22 protein-coding genes are annotated in these 21,284 nt (G+C 54.1%); 11 read left to right on the top strand and 11 right to left on the bottom strand.

Going from position 1 to position 21,284, the window contains the following annotated elements; genetic code table 11:
- Positions 1 to 42 precede the first annotated feature (42 nt).
- The 5 genes from AC6I8T_RS23675 to AC6I8T_RS23655 all read right to left on the bottom strand — a co-directional run bounded on the left by AC6I8T_RS23675 (position 43) and on the right by AC6I8T_RS23655 (position 3,988).
- Positions 43 to 534 (bottom strand): GNAT family N-acetyltransferase, encoded by a 492-nt coding sequence (locus tag AC6I8T_RS23675; protein WP_208726032.1) that lies wholly within the window; start codon positions 532 to 534, stop codon positions 43 to 45.
- A gap of 210 nt (positions 535 to 744) precedes the next feature.
- Positions 745 to 930 carry a tautomerase family protein gene (locus AC6I8T_RS23670; protein WP_208726031.1) on the bottom strand — a complete coding sequence of 62 codons (186 nt, stop codon included), beginning with the start codon at positions 928 to 930 and terminating at the stop codon, positions 745 to 747.
- 89 nt (positions 931 to 1,019) lie between these two features.
- Positions 1,020 to 2,243, bottom strand: a complete 1,224-nt coding sequence (gene zigA, locus AC6I8T_RS23665) for a zinc metallochaperone GTPase ZigA (RefSeq protein WP_497834506.1) — start codon at positions 2,241 to 2,243, stop codon at positions 1,020 to 1,022.
- 120 nt (positions 2,244 to 2,363) lie between these two features.
- Complete coding sequence (locus AC6I8T_RS23660) at positions 2,364 to 2,999, bottom strand: GntR family transcriptional regulator (protein WP_208726029.1); 636 nt, start codon at positions 2,997 to 2,999, stop codon at positions 2,364 to 2,366.
- 149 nt (positions 3,000 to 3,148) lie between these two features.
- A complete protein-coding gene (locus AC6I8T_RS23655; RefSeq protein ID WP_497834505.1) occupies positions 3,149 to 3,988 on the bottom strand; it encodes an SGNH/GDSL hydrolase family protein in 840 nt (279 codons plus the stop codon).
- 500 nt (positions 3,989 to 4,488) lie between these two features.
- Between AC6I8T_RS23655 and AC6I8T_RS23650 the strand changes: the two genes are divergently transcribed.
- Positions 4,489 to 5,616, top strand: coding sequence for an acyltransferase family protein (locus AC6I8T_RS23650; protein ID WP_497834504.1), 1,128 nt, complete (start codon positions 4,489 to 4,491; stop codon positions 5,614 to 5,616).
- Positions 5,617 to 5,664: 48 nt separating this feature from the next.
- Here the strand turns inward: AC6I8T_RS23650 and AC6I8T_RS23645 are convergent, their stop codons facing one another.
- The 4 genes from AC6I8T_RS23645 to AC6I8T_RS23630 all read right to left on the bottom strand — a co-directional run bounded on the left by AC6I8T_RS23645 (position 5,665) and on the right by AC6I8T_RS23630 (position 9,764).
- Complete coding sequence (locus AC6I8T_RS23645) at positions 5,665 to 6,597, bottom strand: sugar kinase (protein WP_208726026.1); 933 nt, start codon at positions 6,595 to 6,597, stop codon at positions 5,665 to 5,667.
- A 51-nt stretch (positions 6,598 to 6,648) separates the two neighbouring features.
- Entirely contained in the window at positions 6,649 to 7,305 is a 657-nt protein-coding gene (locus AC6I8T_RS23640; protein WP_208726025.1) for an RraA family protein, read from the bottom strand.
- Positions 7,306 to 7,333: 28 nt separating this feature from the next.
- Positions 7,334 to 8,293, bottom strand: a complete 960-nt coding sequence (locus AC6I8T_RS23635; RefSeq protein WP_208726024.1) for a C-terminal binding protein — start codon at positions 8,291 to 8,293, stop codon at positions 7,334 to 7,336.
- Positions 8,294 to 8,420: 127 nt separating this feature from the next.
- Positions 8,421 to 9,764 (bottom strand): MFS transporter, encoded by a 1,344-nt coding sequence (locus tag AC6I8T_RS23630; RefSeq protein ID WP_497834503.1) that lies wholly within the window; start codon positions 9,762 to 9,764, stop codon positions 8,421 to 8,423.
- Between the two features lie 638 nt (positions 9,765 to 10,402).
- Here AC6I8T_RS23630 and AC6I8T_RS23625 point away from each other — a divergent pair.
- On the top strand, positions 10,403 to 11,641 hold the full coding sequence (locus AC6I8T_RS23625; protein ID WP_208726022.1) for an L-dopachrome tautomerase-related protein: 1,239 nt from the start codon (positions 10,403 to 10,405) through the stop codon (positions 11,639 to 11,641).
- Between the two features lie 199 nt (positions 11,642 to 11,840).
- On the opposite strand, the gene AC6I8T_RS23620 is transcribed toward AC6I8T_RS23625, so the two are convergent.
- Positions 11,841 to 12,389, bottom strand: coding sequence for a helix-turn-helix domain-containing protein (locus AC6I8T_RS23620; protein ID WP_013511189.1), 549 nt, complete (start codon positions 12,387 to 12,389; stop codon positions 11,841 to 11,843).
- Positions 12,390 to 12,490: 101 nt separating this feature from the next.
- Here AC6I8T_RS23620 and AC6I8T_RS23615 point away from each other — a divergent pair, with 101 nt between their 5' ends.
- Positions 12,491 to 13,156, top strand: a complete 666-nt coding sequence (locus AC6I8T_RS23615) for an AzlC family ABC transporter permease (protein ID WP_208726021.1) — start codon at positions 12,491 to 12,493, stop codon at positions 13,154 to 13,156.
- A complete protein-coding gene (locus AC6I8T_RS23610; protein ID WP_013511191.1) occupies positions 13,156 to 13,476 on the top strand; it encodes an AzlD domain-containing protein in 321 nt (106 codons plus the stop codon). Before AC6I8T_RS23615 ends, AC6I8T_RS23610 begins: the two co-directional genes overlap by 1 nt.
- On the opposite strand, the gene AC6I8T_RS23605 is transcribed toward AC6I8T_RS23610, so the two are convergent.
- Positions 13,458 to 14,000, bottom strand: coding sequence for a GNAT family N-acetyltransferase (locus AC6I8T_RS23605; protein WP_497834524.1), 543 nt, complete (start codon positions 13,998 to 14,000; stop codon positions 13,458 to 13,460). The two genes, AC6I8T_RS23610 and AC6I8T_RS23605, sit on opposite strands and share 19 nt — an antisense overlap.
- 61 nt (positions 14,001 to 14,061) lie before the next feature.
- On the opposite strand from AC6I8T_RS23605, the gene AC6I8T_RS23600 reads away from it, so the two are divergent.
- The 7 genes from AC6I8T_RS23600 (at position 14,062) to AC6I8T_RS23570 (ending at position 21,268) form a co-directional block, all read left to right on the top strand.
- On the top strand, positions 14,062 to 14,532 hold the full coding sequence (locus AC6I8T_RS23600; RefSeq protein WP_497834502.1) for a GNAT family N-acetyltransferase: 471 nt from the start codon (positions 14,062 to 14,064) through the stop codon (positions 14,530 to 14,532).
- 43 nt (positions 14,533 to 14,575) lie between these two features.
- Complete coding sequence (gene corA, locus AC6I8T_RS23595; RefSeq protein ID WP_208726558.1) at positions 14,576 to 15,544, top strand: magnesium/cobalt transporter CorA; 969 nt, start codon at positions 14,576 to 14,578, stop codon at positions 15,542 to 15,544.
- 325 nt (positions 15,545 to 15,869) lie between these two features.
- On the top strand, positions 15,870 to 17,264 hold the full coding sequence (locus AC6I8T_RS23590) for an amidase (RefSeq protein WP_497834523.1): 1,395 nt from the start codon (positions 15,870 to 15,872) through the stop codon (positions 17,262 to 17,264).
- Positions 17,265 to 17,390: 126 nt separating this feature from the next.
- Entirely contained in the window at positions 17,391 to 18,188 is a 798-nt protein-coding gene (locus AC6I8T_RS23585) for a DeoR/GlpR family DNA-binding transcription regulator (protein WP_415173018.1), read from the top strand.
- Positions 18,127 to 19,401: a Zn-dependent hydrolase gene (locus AC6I8T_RS23580; RefSeq protein ID WP_497834501.1), complete on the top strand. Its 1,275-nt coding sequence runs from the start codon at positions 18,127 to 18,129 to the stop codon at positions 19,399 to 19,401. Before AC6I8T_RS23585 ends, AC6I8T_RS23580 begins: the two co-directional genes overlap by 62 nt.
- Positions 19,398 to 20,333, top strand: coding sequence for a phosphotransferase (locus tag AC6I8T_RS23575; RefSeq protein WP_497834500.1), 936 nt, complete (start codon positions 19,398 to 19,400; stop codon positions 20,331 to 20,333). Before AC6I8T_RS23580 ends, AC6I8T_RS23575 begins: the two co-directional genes overlap by 4 nt.
- Complete coding sequence (locus tag AC6I8T_RS23570; protein WP_208726016.1) at positions 20,330 to 21,268, top strand: choline kinase family protein; 939 nt, start codon at positions 20,330 to 20,332, stop codon at positions 21,266 to 21,268. The genes AC6I8T_RS23575 and AC6I8T_RS23570 overlap by 4 nt, the downstream gene beginning before the upstream one ends.
- Positions 21,269 to 21,284 lie beyond the last annotated feature (16 nt).

Below are 21,284 nucleotides of genomic sequence, written 5' to 3'. Positions count from 1 at the left end.
GAAGCGGAATTGCGCCGCTACGCATCTTTGCCAGTACAACCGTTACAGCGTTTTAATCATCTCATGCCACGCCATGCCGCCGTGGTCAGATTCCGACGGTTTGATATAAGCGAAACCAAACTTGCGGTACAGCTCGATATGTTGGGTCTTGCACATCAGGTGAATACTCTGCTTGCCCAGCGCTCGCTGCTCATCAATAAAGGTATGCATCAGCTGCGCCGCATAACCCTTGCCCTGCCATTGCGGGTCAACCACCACCGACATAATCACCACATTAGGCGCGGCTGCATCGTGTCCCACCAGTTCCTTAAAGGCTTCGTCGGACATCACCACTTCCCAGGCACAGCCTGAGTTGATAAAACCAACGGCCTGGCCGTCCACTTCCAGCAGTAAAAAGCCTTGCGGATAGTCAGCGATGCGGGTGGCGATCTTCTCGCGGGTTGCGGCTTCATCACCCTCATAGGCGGTGATTTCAATTTCAAAGCAACGGTCAACATCATTCAGAGTGGGGCGGCGGAACAACGGCAGGGACATTGAGACTCCAGAAGAAAGAAAAGTGCGTGTGGCGGCGTGATTTATCGCGCGGGTTTTCACACCCCCCACGCACAGAATTGCGCGATAAATCACGCCGCTACGAAGTTGTACAAGTTAAGCGGCCCTAGGGTAGCGATATTTGCAGACGGGATAAAGGTAAGAAAGGGAAATCCTGCCCATCAGGATCATGGGCAGGAGAGGGGGTATCCGTTAACGCTCGTCAAACGGAATGCCACCCTTCGATTTCATATGTAACGGCGTTTCGACAATTGACACCACCACGGAATTGGCATCGATCTCAAACGAATCAGACACGGCAGTGGTGATAGCTTTCAGCAGTTTCTTTTTCTGTTCAGTGGTGCGGCCTTCCGCGGCATAGACAACAACTTCTGGCATAACGTCTTCTCCTGTAAGGGTAAATGCTGCAATTCAGCATACTCCTGACCTTGATGGAAAAGCGTAGCCATTTGTTGCTTTCTGTGCGATTACGCGTCCACGGCGTCATGCTCGAACCATTCCGGCAGAGGATCAGGCAATGTCACCCAACTTGCCGGGCCAGCCGCCATCTCTGCGGGGGTCAGCAGGGCGTGCTCCAGCGCATTGCGTACCTGATCTTCATCCATCTCGATACCGATAAACACCAGTTCCTGACGCGCATCACCGATGCCTTCCTGCCAGTGACGGGCAATAAACGCCAGCGATTCTTCATCCTGCGGCCAGCGTTCACGCGGGATACTGGCCCACCAGTGACCGGCATAGCCGTGGCGCGCCACGGCTCCAGCCTGTGACCACATTGCCGCATACTCCGGGCGGCTTGCCAGCCAGAAATAACCTTTTGAACGGATTACCCCTTCCAGTTGATGATTCACCGCATGCCAGAAACGCTGTGGATGGAACGGGCGACGTGCACGATAGACAAAACTGCGGATGCCGTACTCCTCCGTTTCTGGTTGATGTTCGCCGCGCAGTTCCTGCAACCAACCGGGCGCCTGGGATGCAGCGTCGAAATCAAAACGCCCGGTTTCCAGCACCTCATCCAGCGGCACCTGCCCAAAGTGTGAAAATACAATCCGGGCGCGTGGATTAAGTGAACGCAGCATGGCGTACAGCGTTTGCTGATCGTCCTGATTAATCAAATCGGTTTTATTCACCACCAGCACATCGCAAAACTCAATTTGATCGACTAATAAATCGACCACCGAGCGGGCATCGGCCTCGCCCAGTGATTCGCCTCGCGCTTGCAGGGAGTCGGTTGAACGGTAATCACGCAGGAAATTAAAACCATCCACCACCGTGACCATGGTATCCAGTCGGGCGAATTGTGACAGGCTCTGACCGTCTTCATCCGCGAATGTGAAGGTTTCCGCGACCGGCAGAGGTTCGGAAATTCCGGTGGATTCGATCACCAACTGATCAAAGCGGCCTGCCTCGGCCAGGCGGCGCACTTCCAGCAGCAAATCCTCGCGCAACGTGCAGCAAATGCAACCGTTGCTCATCTCCACCAGCTTTTCATCGGTACGGGAAAGCTCCGCACCACCATTGCGAACCAGCGCGGCATCAATATTCACTTCCGACATATCATTGACGATCACCGCTACCCGGCGGCCAGCGCGGTTATTGAGAATATGGTTAAGCAGCGTGGTCTTCCCGGCACCGAGAAAGCCAGAAAGAACTGTGACGGGGAGACGTGAATCCTGAATTAACGACATAGCATGACCTCTGAAGTACATATTGTTATGTTATAACATAACAATAATAACCCAGAGATGACAAGGGAGATTGTTTGTCGCGTTGCCGTTACGCCGGGAGCAGACCCGGCACAGGCAGGATTACAGCAGACCCCAGTAAGCGCCGAATTCCGGCAGGATATGTCCCTGCAATGCCACCAACGCGCTGTCGTAGTCGTTATTACGCAGCGCGGTAACGATAGTGACGTGCTGATCCCATGAACGATGCATATGTTCGTCGTTACTGCCGAGATAATTACGGATAGTCGCCATGCGCGATGAGATCAGGGTGTAGGCTTGCTCAAGATAGGGATTCTGGCACCAGGTAAACAACGCCTGATGGAACAGGTTATCCAGGCGGATATATTCGACGCTGGAGCCGTTATTGATGCAGAACTCCATGTTATCAAGAATCGCCGAAATCTCCTGCACCAGCTGTTTCGGGTTCTTTTTCAGGGCCAGTTCCATCGCTTTCGATTCCACATAGAAGCGAAATTCGAGCAAATCTTTAAATTCCAGGTCATTAAGACTAAACACAAAGGTGCCGCTTTTGGGCTTAATCTGCACCAGGCCTTCGCTTTGCAAACGACGTAAGGCATCGCGTACCGGGGCTTTACTGGCGGCTAAGCGAGTAGCAAGGGCAGATTCTGAAAGCTTACCGCCCATCGGCAGCGAACCATTAACGATCATGTCCTTGATTCGTTTGTACACCACATCTTTCAGAAGATCCTGCGCCATAGTTCTGCTATCTGCTCCACACTGATTAGAGGAGTATGTATACCAGAAATGTTGCCACACGGACATGGAGGAAATCGCGCTATGTGCAGGCAGATTACGTAGCGACGCGATTTATCGCGCGGTAAAAATACGCGCAATAAATTGCGCCGCTACCGGTGTGTGCCTGCCGCCGCTAGCTGCGCGCCATAATGCGCCACCAAAACCGAGAACGTCTCTTCCGCTTTGATGCGATAAAGTTGCTCCGAAGGATGAACACAATCTGGTGATAACAAAGACTGCCAGTTATTCATGTTCAGGATACGTTGGTATTGTCTCGACAATGGTACGGATTCTGCGCGCGCCAGCTTATCCAGTTGTGTGACATAAGGTCCGATATTCCACCTGGCTGCACCGCCGCAAATAGGGTGGGGTTCCTGTAAAATCACCTCCTTACCGGCAGCACGAGCAATATTCACCAGTTGCGCCATGACCTTAATGTATTGATCCGGGCTGACGCGATAGTCAGGTTCAATATCCTGGTAATGGAAATGTCTGGCATCGTTAGTGGCAAAGTTCAACAGGATGATTCTGGCTGGAGACTTTTTCATCTCCTCGCGCCAGCTTTTATTGTTCTTATAAAAGTATTTACCGTTCAACAGATCCATCGCCTGGGATGACGATGCGCCTTTATTCACAACCTGAATCCCATCGCCGTATTTGTCTTTGATAAATTGGTTGATCAGGCCTATTTCATTATTTTTTATAAAAATGGGGTGTACTTTGCCATTTTCCCGCACCGCCATTGCACCCTGAGTGCTGGAACCACCATAGGCTTCAATAATAAACTTATTTTCGGTATTGTTTGCTGCATAAACAAACGGACTCAATGCTGTGATGACAAGAGATAACGCGCTAAGGAAGTAAAATATCGCTTTCATCGCTAATCTGCCTTTTCTATTGGAGTGTGAATAGCTTCTGATGAAAAGAGTATATATGCCACGTTCAGGCATAATAAATACCATAAGAGCATTCCTAAACCTTGCGCAATTCTAAAGATATTGTTAATTGAACCTGGTGATTTTTTATTATTTTATTTAAAATCATGGCGATACGATTATTCCCCCTTTCCTTTTTTAATTATTTGTTTAGCGGTATTTATTTTTATTATTTTATTTTGATCGAAAACTGATTATATATTCTTTACATTGTCATCATATGAAAACCTATTGTAAGGATACCTGCTTTTTAGTGAAATGCTTTTGTCACATTAGATAAATCATCCAGTTAGTGAGTTTTATCTTAACCTCGATGATATCACATTAATTCATCAAGTTACGCTTCGCTTTATCAGGTTAATCTTATCAGGATTAATTTTTCTTTAGAGTTGACAAGATTTTGCAATAGCGATTTTCCTAAAATGTGTAAACGAACGCTAAACAACCATATGAACTGTTAGCATCAATCTCATCAGTATCACGTCCTTTAAATAATTCATCTTCGAGGTGTGAACATGAATACGCCGTCGTTTTTGTCTGGCCGAAACATCGGCCTGGATTTGCTGCGCGCGGGATTAATTCTTGAGGGTGTTCTCTTACATGCTTCAAGAAGTCTTCCGGGTGAAAATGGCTGGTATTATGTTGCGCAGCGTGATCCATCGGAGTTATTTACCGCTTTCCTCAGCATGTTCCATACTTTCAGGATGGAGGTGTTTTTCTTTCTTTCGGGGATGTTTTCTGCCCTGGTGGTATTACGTAAAGGGCAGCAGATGTTTCGTGATAATCGCTTGAAGCGAGTTCTGGCTCCGCTTATTACCGCGTATTTATTCCTGCCACCGCTGATGTATATTATTGCCTGGCAAATGAAAGGAACGCCGTTAACGTTAGCTGGCTGGTTACACAGTTATTCAATGATGCATCACTTGTGGTTCCTGGTTTCACTGTCAGTGATGTCATTAGTCATCCCCCCGGTATTTTATCAATTTGCTGCCAGACAGCTCGAACGATTATCACTGCCGTGGCTACTGGTGACCCTGATTGCGTTTGCCAACATCTGCTTCTTTCTTAAGTTCCTGGTTAAAGGGCAGGGGGAGTTTATCGAGTTGGTGCCGGTGACTGCGCGTTTTCTGGTGTACTATGCGGCTGGCTATGCGTTGTACGTTAATCGCGAGAAAATAGCCACTTACGTCAATTCCTGGATAATAAATAAGTGGTTGATTGCGGGAATGGCGCTGGTTACCTGGCTGGGATTTTACGTCGTTGCTCATCATCATATTGCCAGCGCGTTAAAATATCTGCCGGTGCTGGCAGGTAGCGTTCTCTCGTTCCAGCTTGCTTACTGGCTGGTATTTATCTTTGAACGCCTGCCGGTAAAGGAAAATCCGTTACTTACCGGCGTGGTCGATTCCGCGCTGATTATTTATCTGTTGCATTATCCGGTGGTGATCACTTTCTCCTGGCTGATGGATGTCTGGTTGCCAGCCAATCTGTCGATTATCTATGTCCTGATCAACTGCTTCATTGGCGTCGCTTTCAGTACCCTGTGCTATTTGCTCATCAAACGATCGCGTATCGCATCAATGTTGTTCGGGTTAAAGGTGAAGACGAAGAAAGCCGCAGTGCCGGTGGCGGCAAGACTTTGAGACCGTGCCAGCCCTGTCGAAAGTGGTGAGAATGGGCTGGCACAGGATTTAACGCGCCTGGTGCAAAAAGGCCTCAACCTGCGCACGGGTGGGAATTGGCGCGACTGCGCCATAGCCGGTGGTGGTAAGCGCGGCGGCGGCGTTAGCGTAGTGCAGGGCGTTTCGCGCGGCATCGCCCGCCAGCAATCGAGTCAGGAAGGCACCCGAGAAGCAATCGCCCGCGCCGGTTGCATCGACAGTGGCGACCTGGTGCCCGGTCGCCACCACGCGTTCCTCTGCGCTGGCATACATCGCGCCTTCACTGCCCATTTTCAATACGACGTGTTTCACGCCAAGATGCAGATAAAAATCGGCAATGGCATCGGCATCCTGTAAGCCGGTCAACAGTCGCGCCTCATCAAGGCTTGGCATACAAATATCCACCAGACGCGCAACCTCATGGATCACCGCACGAGCGCGGGCCAGCGGCCACAGTTTCAGGCGCAGATTGGTATCGAAAGAAGTCAACGTTTGATGGTTACATGCCAGTTCCAGTGCGGCAAAGACGCTGTCGCAGGCGTTGTCACTGATCGCCAGGGTAATGGCGGAGGTATGCAGCAGTTTTGCCGCGGCAATCGCGGCTTCCGGTAAGTCCTTCGGACGCAGACGTGAAGCCGCAGAGCCTTTGCGATAAAAGGTGAAATGGTGGCCGCTGGCGTCGTGACTGATAAAATAGATACCGGTCGGCGCCTCTTCGTGGCGCAGCACCCAGTCGCATCGGACATTTTCCTGCTGCCACAACGCGACAAATTGATCGCCAAACACATCGTTGCCGAGCTGTGTAAACATCGCCACCCTGGCACCCTGACGAGCGGCGCTGACGGCAAAGTTCGAGGTGTCGCCGCCATAACCGCTAAGATAGCTGACCGGTTGTTGTGCCTGCGGTAACTGACTGAATTCGTACAGTGGTTCACCGAAGGAGAGAATATCCAGATCTTTCATTATGTTGTCCTGTCAGGCGGCCACAGCAGGGTACCGGGCCGCTTCTCACGGTTAAATGCGGCCGTATTTAGCCAGGCCTTCGCGCAGCGATCCTGACTGGATAATCAGCTTAGCCTGCTCCAGCTCGCGCTGGTCGATGGATTTGGACAGTTCCAGCACCGCATCAACGTGGGCTTTCGGCACACAAACCACGCCATCAACATCACCAACAATCAGGTCACCAGGGTGAATGGTCACTTCACCCAGCTTCAGCGCGACATTCGCATCAAGGGTTTTGAAACGACCCAACGTGGTGCCAGGGGTGACGGTTTTGGCGTAAACCGGGAAATCGTAATCACGGCGGATCTCAGTAAGGTCGCGTACACCGCCCATCAGCACCGCGCCTTCATGTTTATTGGCGACCGCACCTGCGGTCATCAGTCCACCCCAGACGGCAACGTTCTCCAGCGCCGGGCTGCCGCCAATGACAATCACTGAACCCGCTTCGGACTCATCAATGGCATCCAGTGCGTGTTGCGGTGGTAATTTTTCGTCTGTGACATCTTCCAGAATCGTGACGGCCGGGCCGACGATCTTCTTGTCATTGATACGGTTTTTCACCTCAAACGGCAGAAACATGGTTTGACCGACAATCTGGTCGCAGGCATCGGCAATCGATGCGGTAGAAAAAATGGCGCGATAACCGTCAATAATCTCTTTGCTATACATCTTGTTTTCCTCTTGGCAGGGCGGGTGATTAGCGATTCACCCAATTCAGGGGTTTGTTGCCTTCAAAGACACGCAGCACTTCCTGCGCGGCTTTGCGTTGCAGTTCAATCACCGACTCTTCGGTGAACCAGGCGGTATGGTCGGTACAGATCACGTTGGATAACGTCAGCAGCGGATGGTCGGCGCGGATCGGTTCCTGTTCGAACACGTCAAGGCCAGCAGCAAATAACTGACGGTTTTGCAGTGCGTGGAACAGGGCAGTTTCATCGATCAGGCCGCCGCGCGACGTGTTCACCAGCACACTGGAGGGTTTCATCAGTGCCAACTGTTCAGCACCGATCAGATGGCGGGTTTTTTCCGACAACGGGACATGGAGGGAGATGAAATCGGCTTCGCGACACAGCGTTTCCAGAGAGACACGCACCACACCGGCATCTTCAGCGGCTTGCGCATCCAGCAGCGGATCGCACACCAGCAGGGAGCGAAAACCGATGCCACGCGCTTTGGCGGCGAGGCAGCGCGCGATGCGGCCAAAGCCAACAATGCCCAGCACTTTGCCGCTCATGCGAAACATCGGCTCGGCCTGACCAATATTCCACTGGCCGTGATGGACCTGATGATCGCGCGAGGTTATGCGGCGCGTAGCGGCCAGCAACAACGCCAGCGCGTGTTCGGCCACGTCTTCGGAGCCGTAATCCGGTACGTTCGCGACATAAATCCCTTTCGCTTTGGCGGCCACGAGGTCGACGTTATCGACCCCCACGCCGTAGCGCACAATCACCTGACATTTATCGAGTGCGGCGATCAGGCTGCTATCAAGACGCGCTTCACGCAGCATCACGGCATCGGCGTCACGCAGCTGCTCCCGTTTCGTTTCCTGGGAGGCATTGGCAGGGACGACCACAAATTCAGGATGAAAGGCGGCGAGAATGGCTTCTTCTTCGCGGTAATGCTCGTAACCCGGTTCAAGAACCACAATCTTTTTCATGACGACCTTCTTAAAAACTGACATGTTAGTTTTAATTTATGTTGCCGATACCAACCGGTATCAGCAACGGTTTATTCTGATAATGGTGATTTACTTCACATTTATTGTTTTAATCTGAAATGTCAGATTAGTGACCTGGCATGGGGGCGGCGGTGGCGGGTTCGCGCTGGCGTTGCAGCCATTTGATGATCATCACGGTGCTGATCCCACCGGCCAACATGACGATGCTCAGATACACCATCGGTGCGGTCGCGCTTTGCATTTGGTCACGTACCAGTGGAATGGTGTTCTGGGCGAAGAAGCCGCCGAGGTTAGCCAGTGAGTTGATAATCGCGATTCCCGCCGCCGCTGAAGCACCGGAAAGGAATTTGGTCAGATTCCAGAAGCAGGGCTGGATAGCGAACACCGACAGCACCACCCCGCAGATAAAGGCGAAACTAATGACCGGCTGGCTGGCGAACCACACCGAACCAATCAGACAGGCGGCGGAAGTGAACATCGGCAGGGCGACGTTAACGAACGGGTTATTGGTGCGTTCCGGTTTGTGCGTCAGCCAACGCAACATGATCATCACCAACGCCCAGGGGATCATATTGACGAAGCCGTTGGTCATATCAGAGACGCCGAAGGATTTGACGATGGTGGGCATCCAGTAGCTGATGCCATAGGCACCGAAGCAGATAAAACCGTACACCAGCGCCAGCGACAGCACGCGTTTATCGGTCAGCGATTTAAACAGGGTATCGACGGACTTATCGCTCTCCTGGCGGCGTTCTTCCTCCAGGCGCTGCGACAGCCACTGCTTCTGCTCGCGTGTCAGGAAGGAGGCATGGGTCGGGCTAATTGGGAACCAGGCCATCACCGGGATGATCAGCAAAATCGCCAGCAAACCGGTCATCAGGAACAACCACTGCCAACCCTCATAACCCATAATGCCGTGCATACTCAGCAACGCGCCGTTCAGCGGTGCGCCAATCATATTGGCGAACATGCTGGCGGTAACCAGAAAACCGACGATGCGTGGGCGATATTTAGTCGGGAACCACTGCGTTGAGTAGTAAATCAGACCTGGGTAGAAGCTGGCTTCCGCCAGACCTAGCACGAAACGCAGGCTGTAGAACATGGTCAGGCTTTGCGTGAAGGCGAGGGCGACAGTGATGATGCCCCAGGCGGCAAGGCTTAAGGCAAACCAGCGTTTTGCCCCGACCTTCGACAGGATCAGGTTGCCCGGAACGCTAAAAATCAGGTAGCCGATAAAAAATAACGACGACCCTAAGCCAAAAGCCGATTCACTCCAGCCGAGGCTGCTGACCATCTGCAACTTGGCGAAACTGATGTTTTGTCGATCGATATAGGCCACCACATACATCGCCACCATCAACGGGACCAGCATGGTGATGATTTTACGGATGGTACTGTGTTCAAGGTCGCTAACGACGTCGCGCGCCTTATTCTCTGTCAAAGTGCTCATGGCTGCTTTCCTGATTCTTATACGATTGAATGACAGCGTGAGAAGCCGCGAAAAGCGAACGTCTGCTCCCTGGTGGGTGGCGGTACAAAGCAAGGTTGAGGTAATCCCTTTGCTTTGCGCTGACGTTAACTTCGCGCTGAATGTCACTGGGTTGAAACTGACATGTCACAAATCTATCAGGTGGCGGACATAAAGTTAGCTACATGTTAGTCATTTGCTAAATTGATCACAAAAACGGCAGCGGTTAACACGTTAGTGTGATGCTTATCACGCAGAGAGACGGGTTGAGCATGGATTTTGCAGGATCAGGAAAAATTCAGAAAATGATCAGTAACATGTTAGTTTTATAATTTCATTAATTTCCTTTTTTATCATATCGATAGATTGTTTTTTGTTTCTTTAAGTTCACCGAGCCGACCAGGTGAGCAAATGCCGCCAGCAAACAGAAGTGGGTATATTCTCTCATATCACCCCGACTGATGGCCGCTATAAGCCACGCTGATGTCTGCAATCGATTTTGTGAGGCCGTATGCAAAATCGCCAGTTACCCCCTTTACCTGTTGCCAATGAATGCTAGATTCTGACATGTCAGAATTCGACAAATAATCACAATAAAACCATCCTTCAGGGGTAAAACTATGTTCTATGCATCTCCCTCCTATCCGCTAAAAAAATGGTCTGCATCTCTCCTGCTGTTGACCGCAGCCGGCGTTGGCTTACCGGCACTGGCGGCGACGCAACCTAAACTGGATGTGGTCGCAGAATGGAATCGCCTGCCGTATGACCTGAGCGATCCGGCAGCGGCGGCCGCGTGGAAAAACAATGACACCAAGGCGATGCTGCACGGCGTGAAGGTTGATGCACAGGGTAACCTGTACGTCAGCACCGCCCGCTGGGGCGGCCCGGAAGTCCCGGCAACCTTGTCGAAACTGGTGAAAAAGGACGGGCAATGGCTGCTGCAACCCTTTCCCAGCGAAGCGATGAACGACGTACATAATCCACAGGGTTTAAAAGCGGTGCTGGGATTTGAAATTGATCGCAACAACGTGATGTGGATTCTCGATCAAGGGCATATTGCGGGTGCACCCAATAAAGCGGGTGATGAAAAGCTGATCGCCTGGGATTTGAATAAAAATAAAGAAGTGGCGCGTTATACCTTTACTAACGATCAAGTCGACTTTACCTGTTCGTTCCTGAATGACGTCGCAGTGGATAACGACGCAGGCGTGGTGTACATCACCGATTCCGGCATCATGTGTCATCCGCTGAAAGGCGGTTTGCTGGTGTATAAAATGAAGACCGGGGAGGCAAAACGGGTGTTATCTGCGCCGGAATGGGTTAACGATCAACCCGGTTTCACCTTCAGCATCCACGGCGAAAAGGTACTGAAGGACAAAGACGGCAAAGCCAATCCGATGTTGACCGGTGCTGACGGTATCGCGCTGTCTGGCGATAAGAAAACGCTCTACTGGACTAACCTTACCGGCAATCGGCTGCTGAAAGTACCGACTTCAGTGCTGCGCAATTTCAGCAACAGCGAAGCGCAAATCGAAAAGGCGATCAAAGTGGACACGGTGCTGCCGTCCAATACCGATGGCATCACGGCAGACCGTCAGGGCAATCTTTACCTGACGGCGCTGACGCTTAACGGCCTGATGAAACGGGATGGCAAAACCGGTAAGGTCACGCCTTTCGTCACCAGCGACGCGATTGCCTGGCCCGATACCATTGGTTGGGGACCGCACGGCGATCTCTATTTTGTCAGCAATCACCTTAACAGCTGGGTCGGTGGTGAGATGAATTTTGATAATCCGCCGGTGCCGAATTTCCGCATCTATAAAGTGCATGTGGGTGGCACACCTTATACCGCAAAATAATCCTGTACTGACGGGAAATATTGGCTGATTCCGTAGCGGCGCAATTTATTGCGCAATGCTGTGCATTATGTCGGAAACCTCGCGCGGTAAACCGCGCCGCTAAGGGCTGAACGTAACCGTAGCGGCGCAATTTATTGCGCGATTCTGTGCATGATGTCGGCAAACCCGCGCGGTAAACCGCGCTGCTACGTGTCAGTCATTAATTTTGCTCCGACAACTGCACGGCCAGGGTGTTTGGCTCCAGCGCTTCAAACAGATGCGGTTCATCTGCGGGATAACAAATATAATCGCCGGGGCCGAGCAGCACTGGCGCATCGCTGGGACCGACCAGTGCGCGACCCTGCGCGATAATCACATGTTCCACCGAACCCGGCGGATGGGGTTTAGAGGCACGCGGTGCGCCTGGCTGGCTGGTGATCAGATAAAGGTCGCGGCGGCCGCCCGGTGGGCAACTGGCCAGCAATGCGGCCTGATAATCGGCCAGTTCGGCAGACACCACCATCCCTTCGCCTTTGCGGATCACCTGCAAACGCTTCACTTCCGGCTCCATCAGTCGGGCAAACGGAATATTCAGCGCGACACATAACGACCACAGTGTTTCGATGCTGGGATTGCCGTTGCCTGCTTCCAACTGAGAGAGGGTAGATTTAGCGACACCGGCGCGGCGTGCCACTTCTGTCAGCGAAAGCCCGGCGCGCTGGCGTTCACGCACTAATCCGGCGGCGATAATGTCAATCGGCGGGGTCACAGCTACTCCTGTTCGTTATAGCGAACAAACGTTCATCTTGTAAAACGGTATCGAGCCGTTCATTATAACGGCTTTCTTGTTCGATATGAGATGATTTTGTTATGCGTCTGGGAGCAGTGCCTCTGGATAAAGGGGTAATAAAAGCGATATTCCTCGTCTGTCTGGCTGACGGTATCGTCGGACTTTCTTATGGTTCACTGGCGGTGGCAGATGGTTTCCCGTTGTGGGTGCCAATGGCGCTGTCTACCCTGGTGCTGGCTGGCGCATCCGAATTTCTGTTCATCGGGATTGTTGCCGGTGGCGGCAGTCCGTTTACCGCCGCCGCAGCGGGTTTATTGGTCAATGCCCGTCATCTGCCGTTTGGCATTGCGGTTAAGGATTTGGTTGGACAGGGTGGGCGGGCGTTGTTTGGCTGCCACATCATGAATGATGAAAGCGTGGTCTTTGGCATCTCGCAACCCAAACTGGCGCAGCGTCGCGCGGCCTACTGGATTTGTGGCCTGGGTATCTTCGCGATTTGGCCGCTCAGCGTGATCAGCGGCGCGGTGATTGGGCGTTTTATCCCGGATGTCTCGGTGATCGGTCTGGATGCGGTGTTTCCTGCCATCCTGATCGCATTGATTTTCCCGGCCCTGCGCCAGCGCCGCACCCGTATCCCGGCATCGCTCGGTGCGTTGCTTTCGGTGCTGGCAACCCCGTTTGTCCCTGCCGGTATGCCGGTGCTGTTTTCGTTGTTAGGTTTGCTGAGCTGGAGGGAGCGTAAATAATGGAAAACGGATTAGTCATTGCGGGGATTGCGCTGCTGGCAACCGGAACTTACCTGATCCGCTTCGCCGGTTTTCGTCTCGGTAGTCGTATGCAGATGTCAGAGCGGGCGCGCAGCATGTTATCCGATGCCGCCACCGTGTTGCTGCTGGCGGTAGCGGTCACCACCGCGCTGTTTGAAGGTACGCATTTTGCTGGTGTCGCGCGAATCGCCGGGGTGTTGTTTGCGGTGTTCCTCGCCTGGCGCAAAGCTCCGTTGATTGTGGTGATCATCGGTGCGGCGCTGATGACGGCGATCCTGCGTTATCTCGGTGTGCCCTGATCGCGCCAGCTCTGCGCACGTAACTCATAAACCAGACTGGCGGGTGCGCCCGGTATATCTTCAACCCGGTCATAACAGCGCAAACCCGCCTTCTTCAGCACCTGTTGCGAGGCGAGATGATCTTCCCGCACCGCAGCATCAATCACCGGCAGCTGGCAGTGATCAAAGCCATAAGCAATCACCGTACGGGCAAACTCGGTGGCGTAACCGTTACCCCACGCTGTTTTTGCCAGCCGGTAGCCCAAATTGTTTACCGGCCTGCCAGCAAACTCCCGCACCGTTAAACCACCAAATCCCAGTACCTCGTCGGATCGCTCGCGCAGGCAAATCGCCCAGTTGCCAAACGGATAGCATTGCCAGTGCGCCAGCCAGCGTGTTAACACTTCTTCGGTAAAAGCGAGATCAGGAAAGGGGCCGGCAGGATTAAACATTTGCGTGCCGGGATCACCATAGATGGCGAACAGCGTATGCAGGTCGCGCGCTTCAACCGGGCGCAAAAACAATCGCGATGACAACAGTTGCATAGGATGGCCTCGTTCATCTTCCTGATAGCGGTTTTCGATTATAGGCACACCAGGAGACACCATGACACCTCGTTTAGCCCGCACCGATGAAACCGCCGCGTTGTGGCGGATTCGAAATCTTGCCATCCGTCACGGTTGCCAGTCGGTTTATCCCGCAGAGGTGATCACCGCATGGACACCCGATGCTCTGCCAGAGGGATACTTCGAGGCCGTACGCGGTAATCCCTTCTATGTGGTGGACGACCCCGATTACGGTGTGGCGGCGACCGGTTTTCTCGATCTGACTGGCGGTAGCGTGGAGGCGATTTTCACCTTGCCGGTGTGCAACGGTAAAGGTTACGCCAGCGCCATTATGCAGACCCTGATGATGGAAGCACGGCAGCGTGGATTCTGCCAATTGACGCTGGCGGCGACCCCTAACGCCTGTGGCTTTTATCAACGTCATGGCTTCAGCATCGTAAGGGAAAGCCTTTATCATTCGGCGTTGGCGGGGGCGGCGTTGCCCTGTGTTGAGATGGTGCGGGAGCTTTAAGACTATGATTACAGGACGTCAGCCCTGGAAGGATCTGAAAAAGATGGTGATTAACTGCGTGGTCTACCGCCACGGACAGCGTGAAGAAAATGTCGATATCAGTGACATCAGTGAGGTGCTGAAAGAAGACAACACCTTTGTCTGGCTGGGTTTATACCAGCCCGATGCGGCCTTTATGCAGACTCTGCAACAGGAGTTTAGTCTGCATGAACTGGCGATTGAGGACGCGCTGGTGGCGCATCAGCGTCCGAAGATTGAACAATACGGCGAATCGGTATTTGTGGTGGTCAAAACGGCCCACCTGGATGCTCAGCAACGGATCAGCTTCGGTGAAACGCACTTCTTCCTCGGTAAAAATTTCCTGATCACCGTGCGACATGGTTCGACTGATGGTTACGGTGGTATCCGGGCGCGTGCGGAAAAAAACCAGGCGATGATGAGCGAAGGTCCGGCGTATGCGATGTACTGCATCCTGGACTGTATCGTAGATAACTACAGCAAAATCACCGCCAGCCTGAGCCAGCGCATTAGCGCGATGGAAGATGAGATGTTCAGCACCCGTTTTCACCGCGATACGCTGGAGGAGGTTTACCACCTGCGACGCGAACTGCTGTCGCTGCGCAATGCGGCGATGCCGGTGACCGAAATCTGCCCGCAACTGGTGCGCTTCCATGAAGATCTGGTGCCCAAAAATCTGCGTGCCTACCTGCGTGATGTGCAGGACCATGCGCACCATGTCATGATCGATGCTGAAGATATGCGCGAAATGCTGACCAGCGCCATGCAGGTGAATCTGGCGCTGGTGTCGGTGCAGCAGAGTGAAGTGAACAAAAAGTTGGCGGGCTGGGGCGCGGTATTGATTGTCCCCACCATCATTTTCAGCATGTACGGCATGAATTTCGCCGATATGCCGGAGTTACATACCCATTTTGGTTATCCGGTGGCACTGGGCGTCACCCTGACGATATGTGGTTTTATGTGGTGGCGACTTAAACGTTCGGGTTGGTTGTGATCGGCCATCAAACGATTTTGTTATCACTGTGCACGGTAAAGCGGCGATTTGCGTGTCGCCGCATACTCCGCGCAATTATCCACCTGGCAACAGGCTGGCTGACATCTCTCCCGGTCGCTGCCTTCTCGCCAGCGAAACATACAGCTAACCGTCACCTGAATAACATTTCCTGCTGTTTCCCGTCATCACGCTTTCTTATTACTTACCCACAATAAATACAACATATCCCACATTAACAACATAATTCGGTCTTGCATCCTGCTGCGACTATGCCACTATCTGCTCAACAGTTAGTCAGCCGTGAAGAGTGTGAAATATGCAGGATATGCCGGATTTGTTGACCGCTGCGGCGCAGATTAGTCAGGGTAAAAGCAGCAGCGTGGCATTGGTGGAAGGTTGTTTACGTCAGATAAAAACCCACAATCCCACATTGAATGCGTTTGGCGATGTTTATGACCAGCAGGCGCTGGCGGAAGCGGAAATCTGTGACCGTGAGCGGCAGCAAGGAAAATTGCGCGGTCCGTTGCACGGTGTACCGTTTGGCATTAAAGACCTGTTTGCCACTGCCGGATTACGTACCACAAAAGGTTCGCTGACGGCGCTGGATAACGTACCGGACAGCGATGCGCCGATTATTGCGCGCCTCAAAGCGGCAGGGGCGATCATTATTGGCAAAACCGCCACCACTGAATTCGGCTGGACCGGTTCCAGTTATTCGCGCGTGTTTGGTCACGGCCGCAATCCGTGGGATCCCACATTGACCAGCGGCGGCTCCAGTTCCGGGTCGGCGATCAGCGTGGCGGCGCGGATGGTGCCAGCCGCACTGGGATCGGATGGTGGAGGATCGGTACGCATTCCCGGCGCATTTTGTGGCATTTTTGCGCTCAAAGCCTCGTTGGGGCGAATCCCCACCTGGCCGTGGTCAGCCACCGAGATGCTCAGCCATGCCGGGCCGATGACCCGCACGGTGCGCGACAGCGCGTTGCTGTTTGACTTGCTTTCCGGCCCGGATGCGCGAGATCACCAGGCGCTGCCTGCCAAAACGGAAAGCTGGCTGGCAAGGTGTGATGCGCCACTGCCCCGTCTGCGCGTGCATTACAGCCCGACCTTATTCAATACGCCGGTGGATGATCGCATCGCCGCCTGTGTTGAGCAGGCGGTTGAACACATGGCACACGCGCTGCCCGTGACGCTGACGGCCAAAGCGCTGAGCTGGCAAAGCCCGTTTGCCACCTTTGACACGTTGTGGAGCGGTGGGCGAGGGGTGGCGTATGGCGCGGCCCTGCAACACCAACATCATCAGCTGGACCCCGGTTTTGCCGCGCTGATTGAACGCGCACAACGGATTGAACTGGCGGATTACCTGGCTGCGCAAAAACAGCGCGCCGCCTTTGCCGGTCAGGTGCATGCGCTCTTTGACGAAGTGGATTTGCTGATCACCCCGACGCTGCCGGTGCTGCCGTTTGCTGCCGATCGTCACGTTCCTGAAGGCCAGTCGGATGGCGACAGCGGTGTCGAGTGGGCGCGCTGGACGCCCTTTACCTGGCCGTTCAACCTGAGCGGCAATCCGGCCGCCACGGTGCCGTGCGGATTTACCCCGGAAGGCTTGCCGGTGGGGTTACAGGTGATCGGTCGTCGTTATGCCGAAGGGGAGGTGTTGCAGTTCTGTGCCGCGCTGGAAGCGTTAATGCCGTGGGATCAGCATCAGCCCAAATTATAAACGTCGCGCGATAAATCGCGCCGCGACCATAACGCGCGATCTTTTGTAGCTGCGCGATTTATCGCGCAAGGCAGAGGCAGGGGACGGGTATACTGCGGTTTTCGCCGCAGAAACAGAAGGGTAAGTATGATTAACCAGCCGCGACTCGATGAGATCAAACGGGTATTGAGCCACGACAAACGGGTGCGCGTCACCGAACTGGCGCAGAAGTTTGTGGTATCGGAAGAGACCATCCGCCGCGATTTGAAGTATCTGGAGGAGCAGGGCGTGCTGCGCCGGGTGCACGGTGGGGCGATTTTGCCGGTGCCAAGCGAGGAACAGCCGCTGCAAATTCGCAGCCGTATCAAACCGCGCGCCAAACTGCGCATGGGGCAGTTGGCAAGTGAGCTGGTGGAGGAGGGTATGGCGCTGTTTCTTGATACCGGCACCTCTACGCTGGCGCTGGCACAGCAACTGACGCGCTTCTCGCGGCTGAAGATTGTCACCAATTCACTGGATATCGCCACGCTGCTGACGCAGCAGAGCGAAAACGCTGTGACGCTAACACCAGGGCGCGTCAGGCGAAACGATAACGCACTTATCGGTCCCCATACGCTGGATTTTGCCCGGCAGTTCCATTACGACATCGCCTTTATGGGGATCGGTGCGGTGGACCGGGAAAATGGCTTTATGGACTACGAAGAACCGGAGGCGCTATTACGGCGCGTGCTGAGCACGCACTGCCGCCAGAGCGTGATTCTGGCGGATGAAGGCAAATTTGGACTGCGCACTTTTATTAACACGTTGCCGTTCAGCGCGGTGGACACCTTAGTGACCAACGCGCCGCCACCGGCAGCTTTTGTAGCAAGTCTGGAGAACGCACATGTCAACATCCTCCATCCCGGCAACGCTGCGGATGACGCCACGCGACTATCAGGCATTTGATGCGCTGTTTGAACTCAGCAGCCGCATTGGTGCCACGGCGGCGGGTGGTCTGCACCGCCTGACAGCCAGCGCCGAAGATCAACAGGTGCGTGATGCCTTTTGCACCTGGCTGACCCGGCAGGGTTTTGACGTAAAGATTGATGAAATCGGTAATATTTTTGGCCTGATCACCTTGCGGCCGGGGGCTCCCTGGTTGCTGTGCGGCTCGCATCTCGACAGCCAACCGCTCGGTGGTCGCTTCGATGGTGCCTACGGTGTCACTGCGGCGGCAGCCACCCTCGTGTCGCTGGCGCGACAACTGCGTGAGCAGAACGAACCGGCGCAATACAACCTGGCGGTGGTCAACTGGACCAATGAAGAGGGCGCACGTTTCCAGCCCAGCCTGATTGGTAGTTCATTTTTCACCGGCGCGGTGACGCTGGATGAGGCACTGGCCTGCACCGACGCCGATGGCATCACGCTGGATGCGGCATTACAGGCGATTGGTTATCGCGGCACGGCGTTACCCCCGTTGCCGTTGCGCGCCTATCTTGAGCTGCATGTGGAACAAGGCCCGCACCTGGAACAGCAACGTAAGCAAATTGGCGTGGTGACCGAAACCTGGGCGGCGCTGAAATGGCAGGTGACGTTTCGCGGTGAGCAGAACCATACCGGTCCGGCGTTGATGAGCCGTCGGCGCGATGCGTTGCTGGCGGCGGCCCAGACTATCGTAGCGGTGCGGGCGGAAGCAGATCGTCACGGCGAGGTGCTGCATACCTCGGTGGGGCGTCTTGCCACCACCCCCAATTCGCCCAACGTGGTCACCTCCGAAGCAACGGTCTGGATCGAATTTCGCTCCGCCGACGAGGCGTTACTGCATCAGTTGCGCGCCAGTTTCAGCCAGCAGATGCAATCGATTGCTCTGGCAACGGCGACCGATGTCAGCCTGGATCGGGCGCAGTTCCGTCCCCGCCAGCAGTTGGATAGCTTGCTGGCACAACGCGCCCTGCACCTGGCGGAGCGCATCGGCCTGAGCGCCATACCGCTGCGAAGCGTGGCGGGGCATGATGCCATCAGCCTGAGTTATCACTGCCCAAGCGCCTTGTTGTTTGTGCCGAGCGTGGGTGGCTTATCGCATAACGAGCGTGAATTCACCGCCACTGAAGATCTCCACCGTGGCCTGGATTTGCTGATGGCGTTGTTGAGTGATCTGCTTCTGGAGGAGACGGCATGAACGCGCGTTTAGAACAGGTGTTGCAGCAATGGCAGCCCGGCCAGCGCTTCATTATTCAGCCCGGCACCGCTGGTGTCGCTTCCCCCCATCGTCTGGCGACCGAGTGGACGGGGTTCTGGCTGGAGAGCGCCGGTCAACGTTTCTATGCCAAGGTGTTATGTGATGACCAACGCGCATTGCTCGACGTACACCGCAGCGCAGAAATCAGCCGTCAGGCCGGTGAGCTGGGGATTGCTCCGGTGCTGTGCCATGCCGATGAGGCGGCGGGCGTCCTGATTTTTGCGGCGCTGGATGATGATTTTCGCTGGGCGAAGCTGGCGCACTTCAGCGATCCGAGACAGTTTGGTGCGCTGACCCGTACCCTGGATCGTTTGCATGAAGCGGCATTGCCGCTGCCTCAGCACTCGCGTCAACAGGACATGCTGGCCCTGCGCCAGCAACTTCAGCAGGCACAAGTGGTACTGCCGGAGGAGATGGTGTGGCTGGGCGAGTGCGTGGATCTCGCCTGGCAGGCGTTAGATGCATCGGCTTTTACCCCGGTATTGATTCACGGCGATCCGATCGCCAGCAACTGGATGGTGAACAGCCAGGGGGAGTGGCGTCTGCTGGACTTCGATTACGCGGCGCAGGGTGATGCCTGGCACGATATCGCCACCTTAATCCATGAACAGTTGCCAACCGATGACCGCTGGCGCGATGCCATCCGTAGCTGGCGTGGTGAATGCCGCGAAGCCGATGTGGCGCGCTGCCGCCTGTATGCGCTGGTGGATGATTATCACTGGACGCTGTGGGGCATGCTGAACGGCCATACCAGCCTGCGTGGGCTGGAATTTGCCAAGCTGGGTCAGTGGATGTTATTGCGCTGTCGCCAGAGCGCACGCGATCCCCGATTCGAACGTTGGTTAACCCTGACAGCGGAGCAGACAGCATGAGTAAACAACCCGGACAAGCCGTCAGTTGGCAGGAACAGCGTCTGGAACAGGCGATCGCCGCGATGTCAGGCTGGCAGAATAAAACCATCCACTATCGTCCGGTAAGCGGCGGGATTTCCAACGCCAACTGGCATGTTGCGGTGGAAGGTGCGCCCTGTGCTTATTTCGTCAAAATTCCCGGCGAAGGCACGGAACGTTTTATTAACCGCGACACGGCACATGAAGCCAGCCTGAAAGCGGCACAAACCGGTTACGGCGTGCCGGTGGTCGCTTATCTGCGCGAGCTGGGGGTCGAAGTTTTTGAGTTTATCGACGGCTGGCGTGCCTCCTCCAATCTCGACTTTCAACAGCAGGCGGTTCGCCATCGGGCGCTGCACGCGTTGAAGAGTTTTAACGATCAGCCGCTGCTCACCGAGGACAAAACGGTGTTTGCTATGTTGAACGAACATATCGAACAGGTGCGCGCCCTGAATGCGCCATTCTCTGCCGATGCGGTGTGGCTGCATAAACAGGCACAACGTGCACAACAGGCGTTGGAAGCGGCGGGTATTGATCGCGTGCCCTGTATGAATGACACTCTGGCGGGCAATTTTATGCTCAATGCCAGCAATGATATTCGGCTGGTCGATTTTGAATATGCCTCGAATAACGATCGTTGTTATGAACTGGCATTATGGTTCGGTGAGATGTTCTTTACGCCACAAATTGAGCTTGAATTGCTGGAGGATTATTTTGGTAGGGTGGATGGCGCGATATTTGCTCGCGTGCAAATCCATAAATATCTTGCCGATATGAAGTGGTCAACCTGGGCAATTATTCAGCATCAGGTCGCGGATATTGATTTCGATTTTTCTAAATATGGCCGCTGGAAAGAGCTGCGCGCCCGTAGCGTATTAAACCATCCCGACTGGGAAAATTGGTTGCGCGCACTGTAATCATCTTATTTATTTT

Source organism: Pantoea sp. X-Soil-OKNW-556 (assembly GCF_059730695.1).
This window is presented reverse-complemented; position numbering and strand designations above follow the sequence as displayed.

Coding starts and splice junctions, on each gene's coding strand:
- AC6I8T_RS23675 (WP_208726032.1), bottom strand. CDS start 534: ATGTCCCTGCCGTTGTTCCGCCGCCCCACTCTGAATGATGTTGACCGT.
- AC6I8T_RS23670 (WP_208726031.1), bottom strand. CDS start 930: ATGCCAGAAGTTGTTGTCTATGCCGCGGAAGGCCGCACCACTGAACAG.
- zigA (WP_497834506.1), bottom strand. CDS start 2,243: ATGTCGTTAATTCAGGATTCACGTCTCCCCGTCACAGTTCTTTCTGGC.
- AC6I8T_RS23660 (WP_208726029.1), bottom strand. CDS start 2,999: ATGGCGCAGGATCTTCTGAAAGATGTGGTGTACAAACGAATCAAGGAC.
- AC6I8T_RS23655 (WP_497834505.1), bottom strand. CDS start 3,988: ATGCCTGAACGTGGCATATATACTCTTTTCATCAGAAGCTATTCACAC.
- AC6I8T_RS23650 (WP_497834504.1), top strand. CDS start 4,489: ATGAATACGCCGTCGTTTTTGTCTGGCCGAAACATCGGCCTGGATTTG.
- AC6I8T_RS23645 (WP_208726026.1), bottom strand. CDS start 6,597: ATGAAAGATCTGGATATTCTCTCCTTCGGTGAACCACTGTACGAATTC.
- AC6I8T_RS23640 (WP_208726025.1), bottom strand. CDS start 7,305: ATGTATAGCAAAGAGATTATTGACGGTTATCGCGCCATTTTTTCTACC.
- AC6I8T_RS23635 (WP_208726024.1), bottom strand. CDS start 8,293: ATGAAAAAGATTGTGGTTCTTGAACCGGGTTACGAGCATTACCGCGAA.
- AC6I8T_RS23630 (WP_497834503.1), bottom strand. CDS start 9,764: ATGAGCACTTTGACAGAGAATAAGGCGCGCGACGTCGTTAGCGACCTT.
- AC6I8T_RS23625 (WP_208726022.1), top strand. CDS start 10,403: ATGTTCTATGCATCTCCCTCCTATCCGCTAAAAAAATGGTCTGCATCT.
- AC6I8T_RS23615 (WP_208726021.1), top strand. CDS start 12,491: ATGCGTCTGGGAGCAGTGCCTCTGGATAAAGGGGTAATAAAAGCGATA.
- AC6I8T_RS23610 (WP_013511191.1), top strand. CDS start 13,156: ATGGAAAACGGATTAGTCATTGCGGGGATTGCGCTGCTGGCAACCGGA.
- AC6I8T_RS23605 (WP_497834524.1), bottom strand. CDS start 14,000: ATGCAACTGTTGTCATCGCGATTGTTTTTGCGCCCGGTTGAAGCGCGC.
- AC6I8T_RS23600 (WP_497834502.1), top strand. CDS start 14,062: ATGACACCTCGTTTAGCCCGCACCGATGAAACCGCCGCGTTGTGGCGG.
- corA (WP_208726558.1), top strand. CDS start 14,576: ATGGTGATTAACTGCGTGGTCTACCGCCACGGACAGCGTGAAGAAAAT.
- AC6I8T_RS23590 (WP_497834523.1), top strand. CDS start 15,870: ATGCCGGATTTGTTGACCGCTGCGGCGCAGATTAGTCAGGGTAAAAGC.
- AC6I8T_RS23585 (WP_415173018.1), top strand. CDS start 17,391: ATGATTAACCAGCCGCGACTCGATGAGATCAAACGGGTATTGAGCCAC.
- AC6I8T_RS23580 (WP_497834501.1), top strand. CDS start 18,127: ATGTCAACATCCTCCATCCCGGCAACGCTGCGGATGACGCCACGCGAC.
- AC6I8T_RS23575 (WP_497834500.1), top strand. CDS start 19,398: ATGAACGCGCGTTTAGAACAGGTGTTGCAGCAATGGCAGCCCGGCCAG.
- AC6I8T_RS23570 (WP_208726016.1), top strand. CDS start 20,330: ATGAGTAAACAACCCGGACAAGCCGTCAGTTGGCAGGAACAGCGTCTG.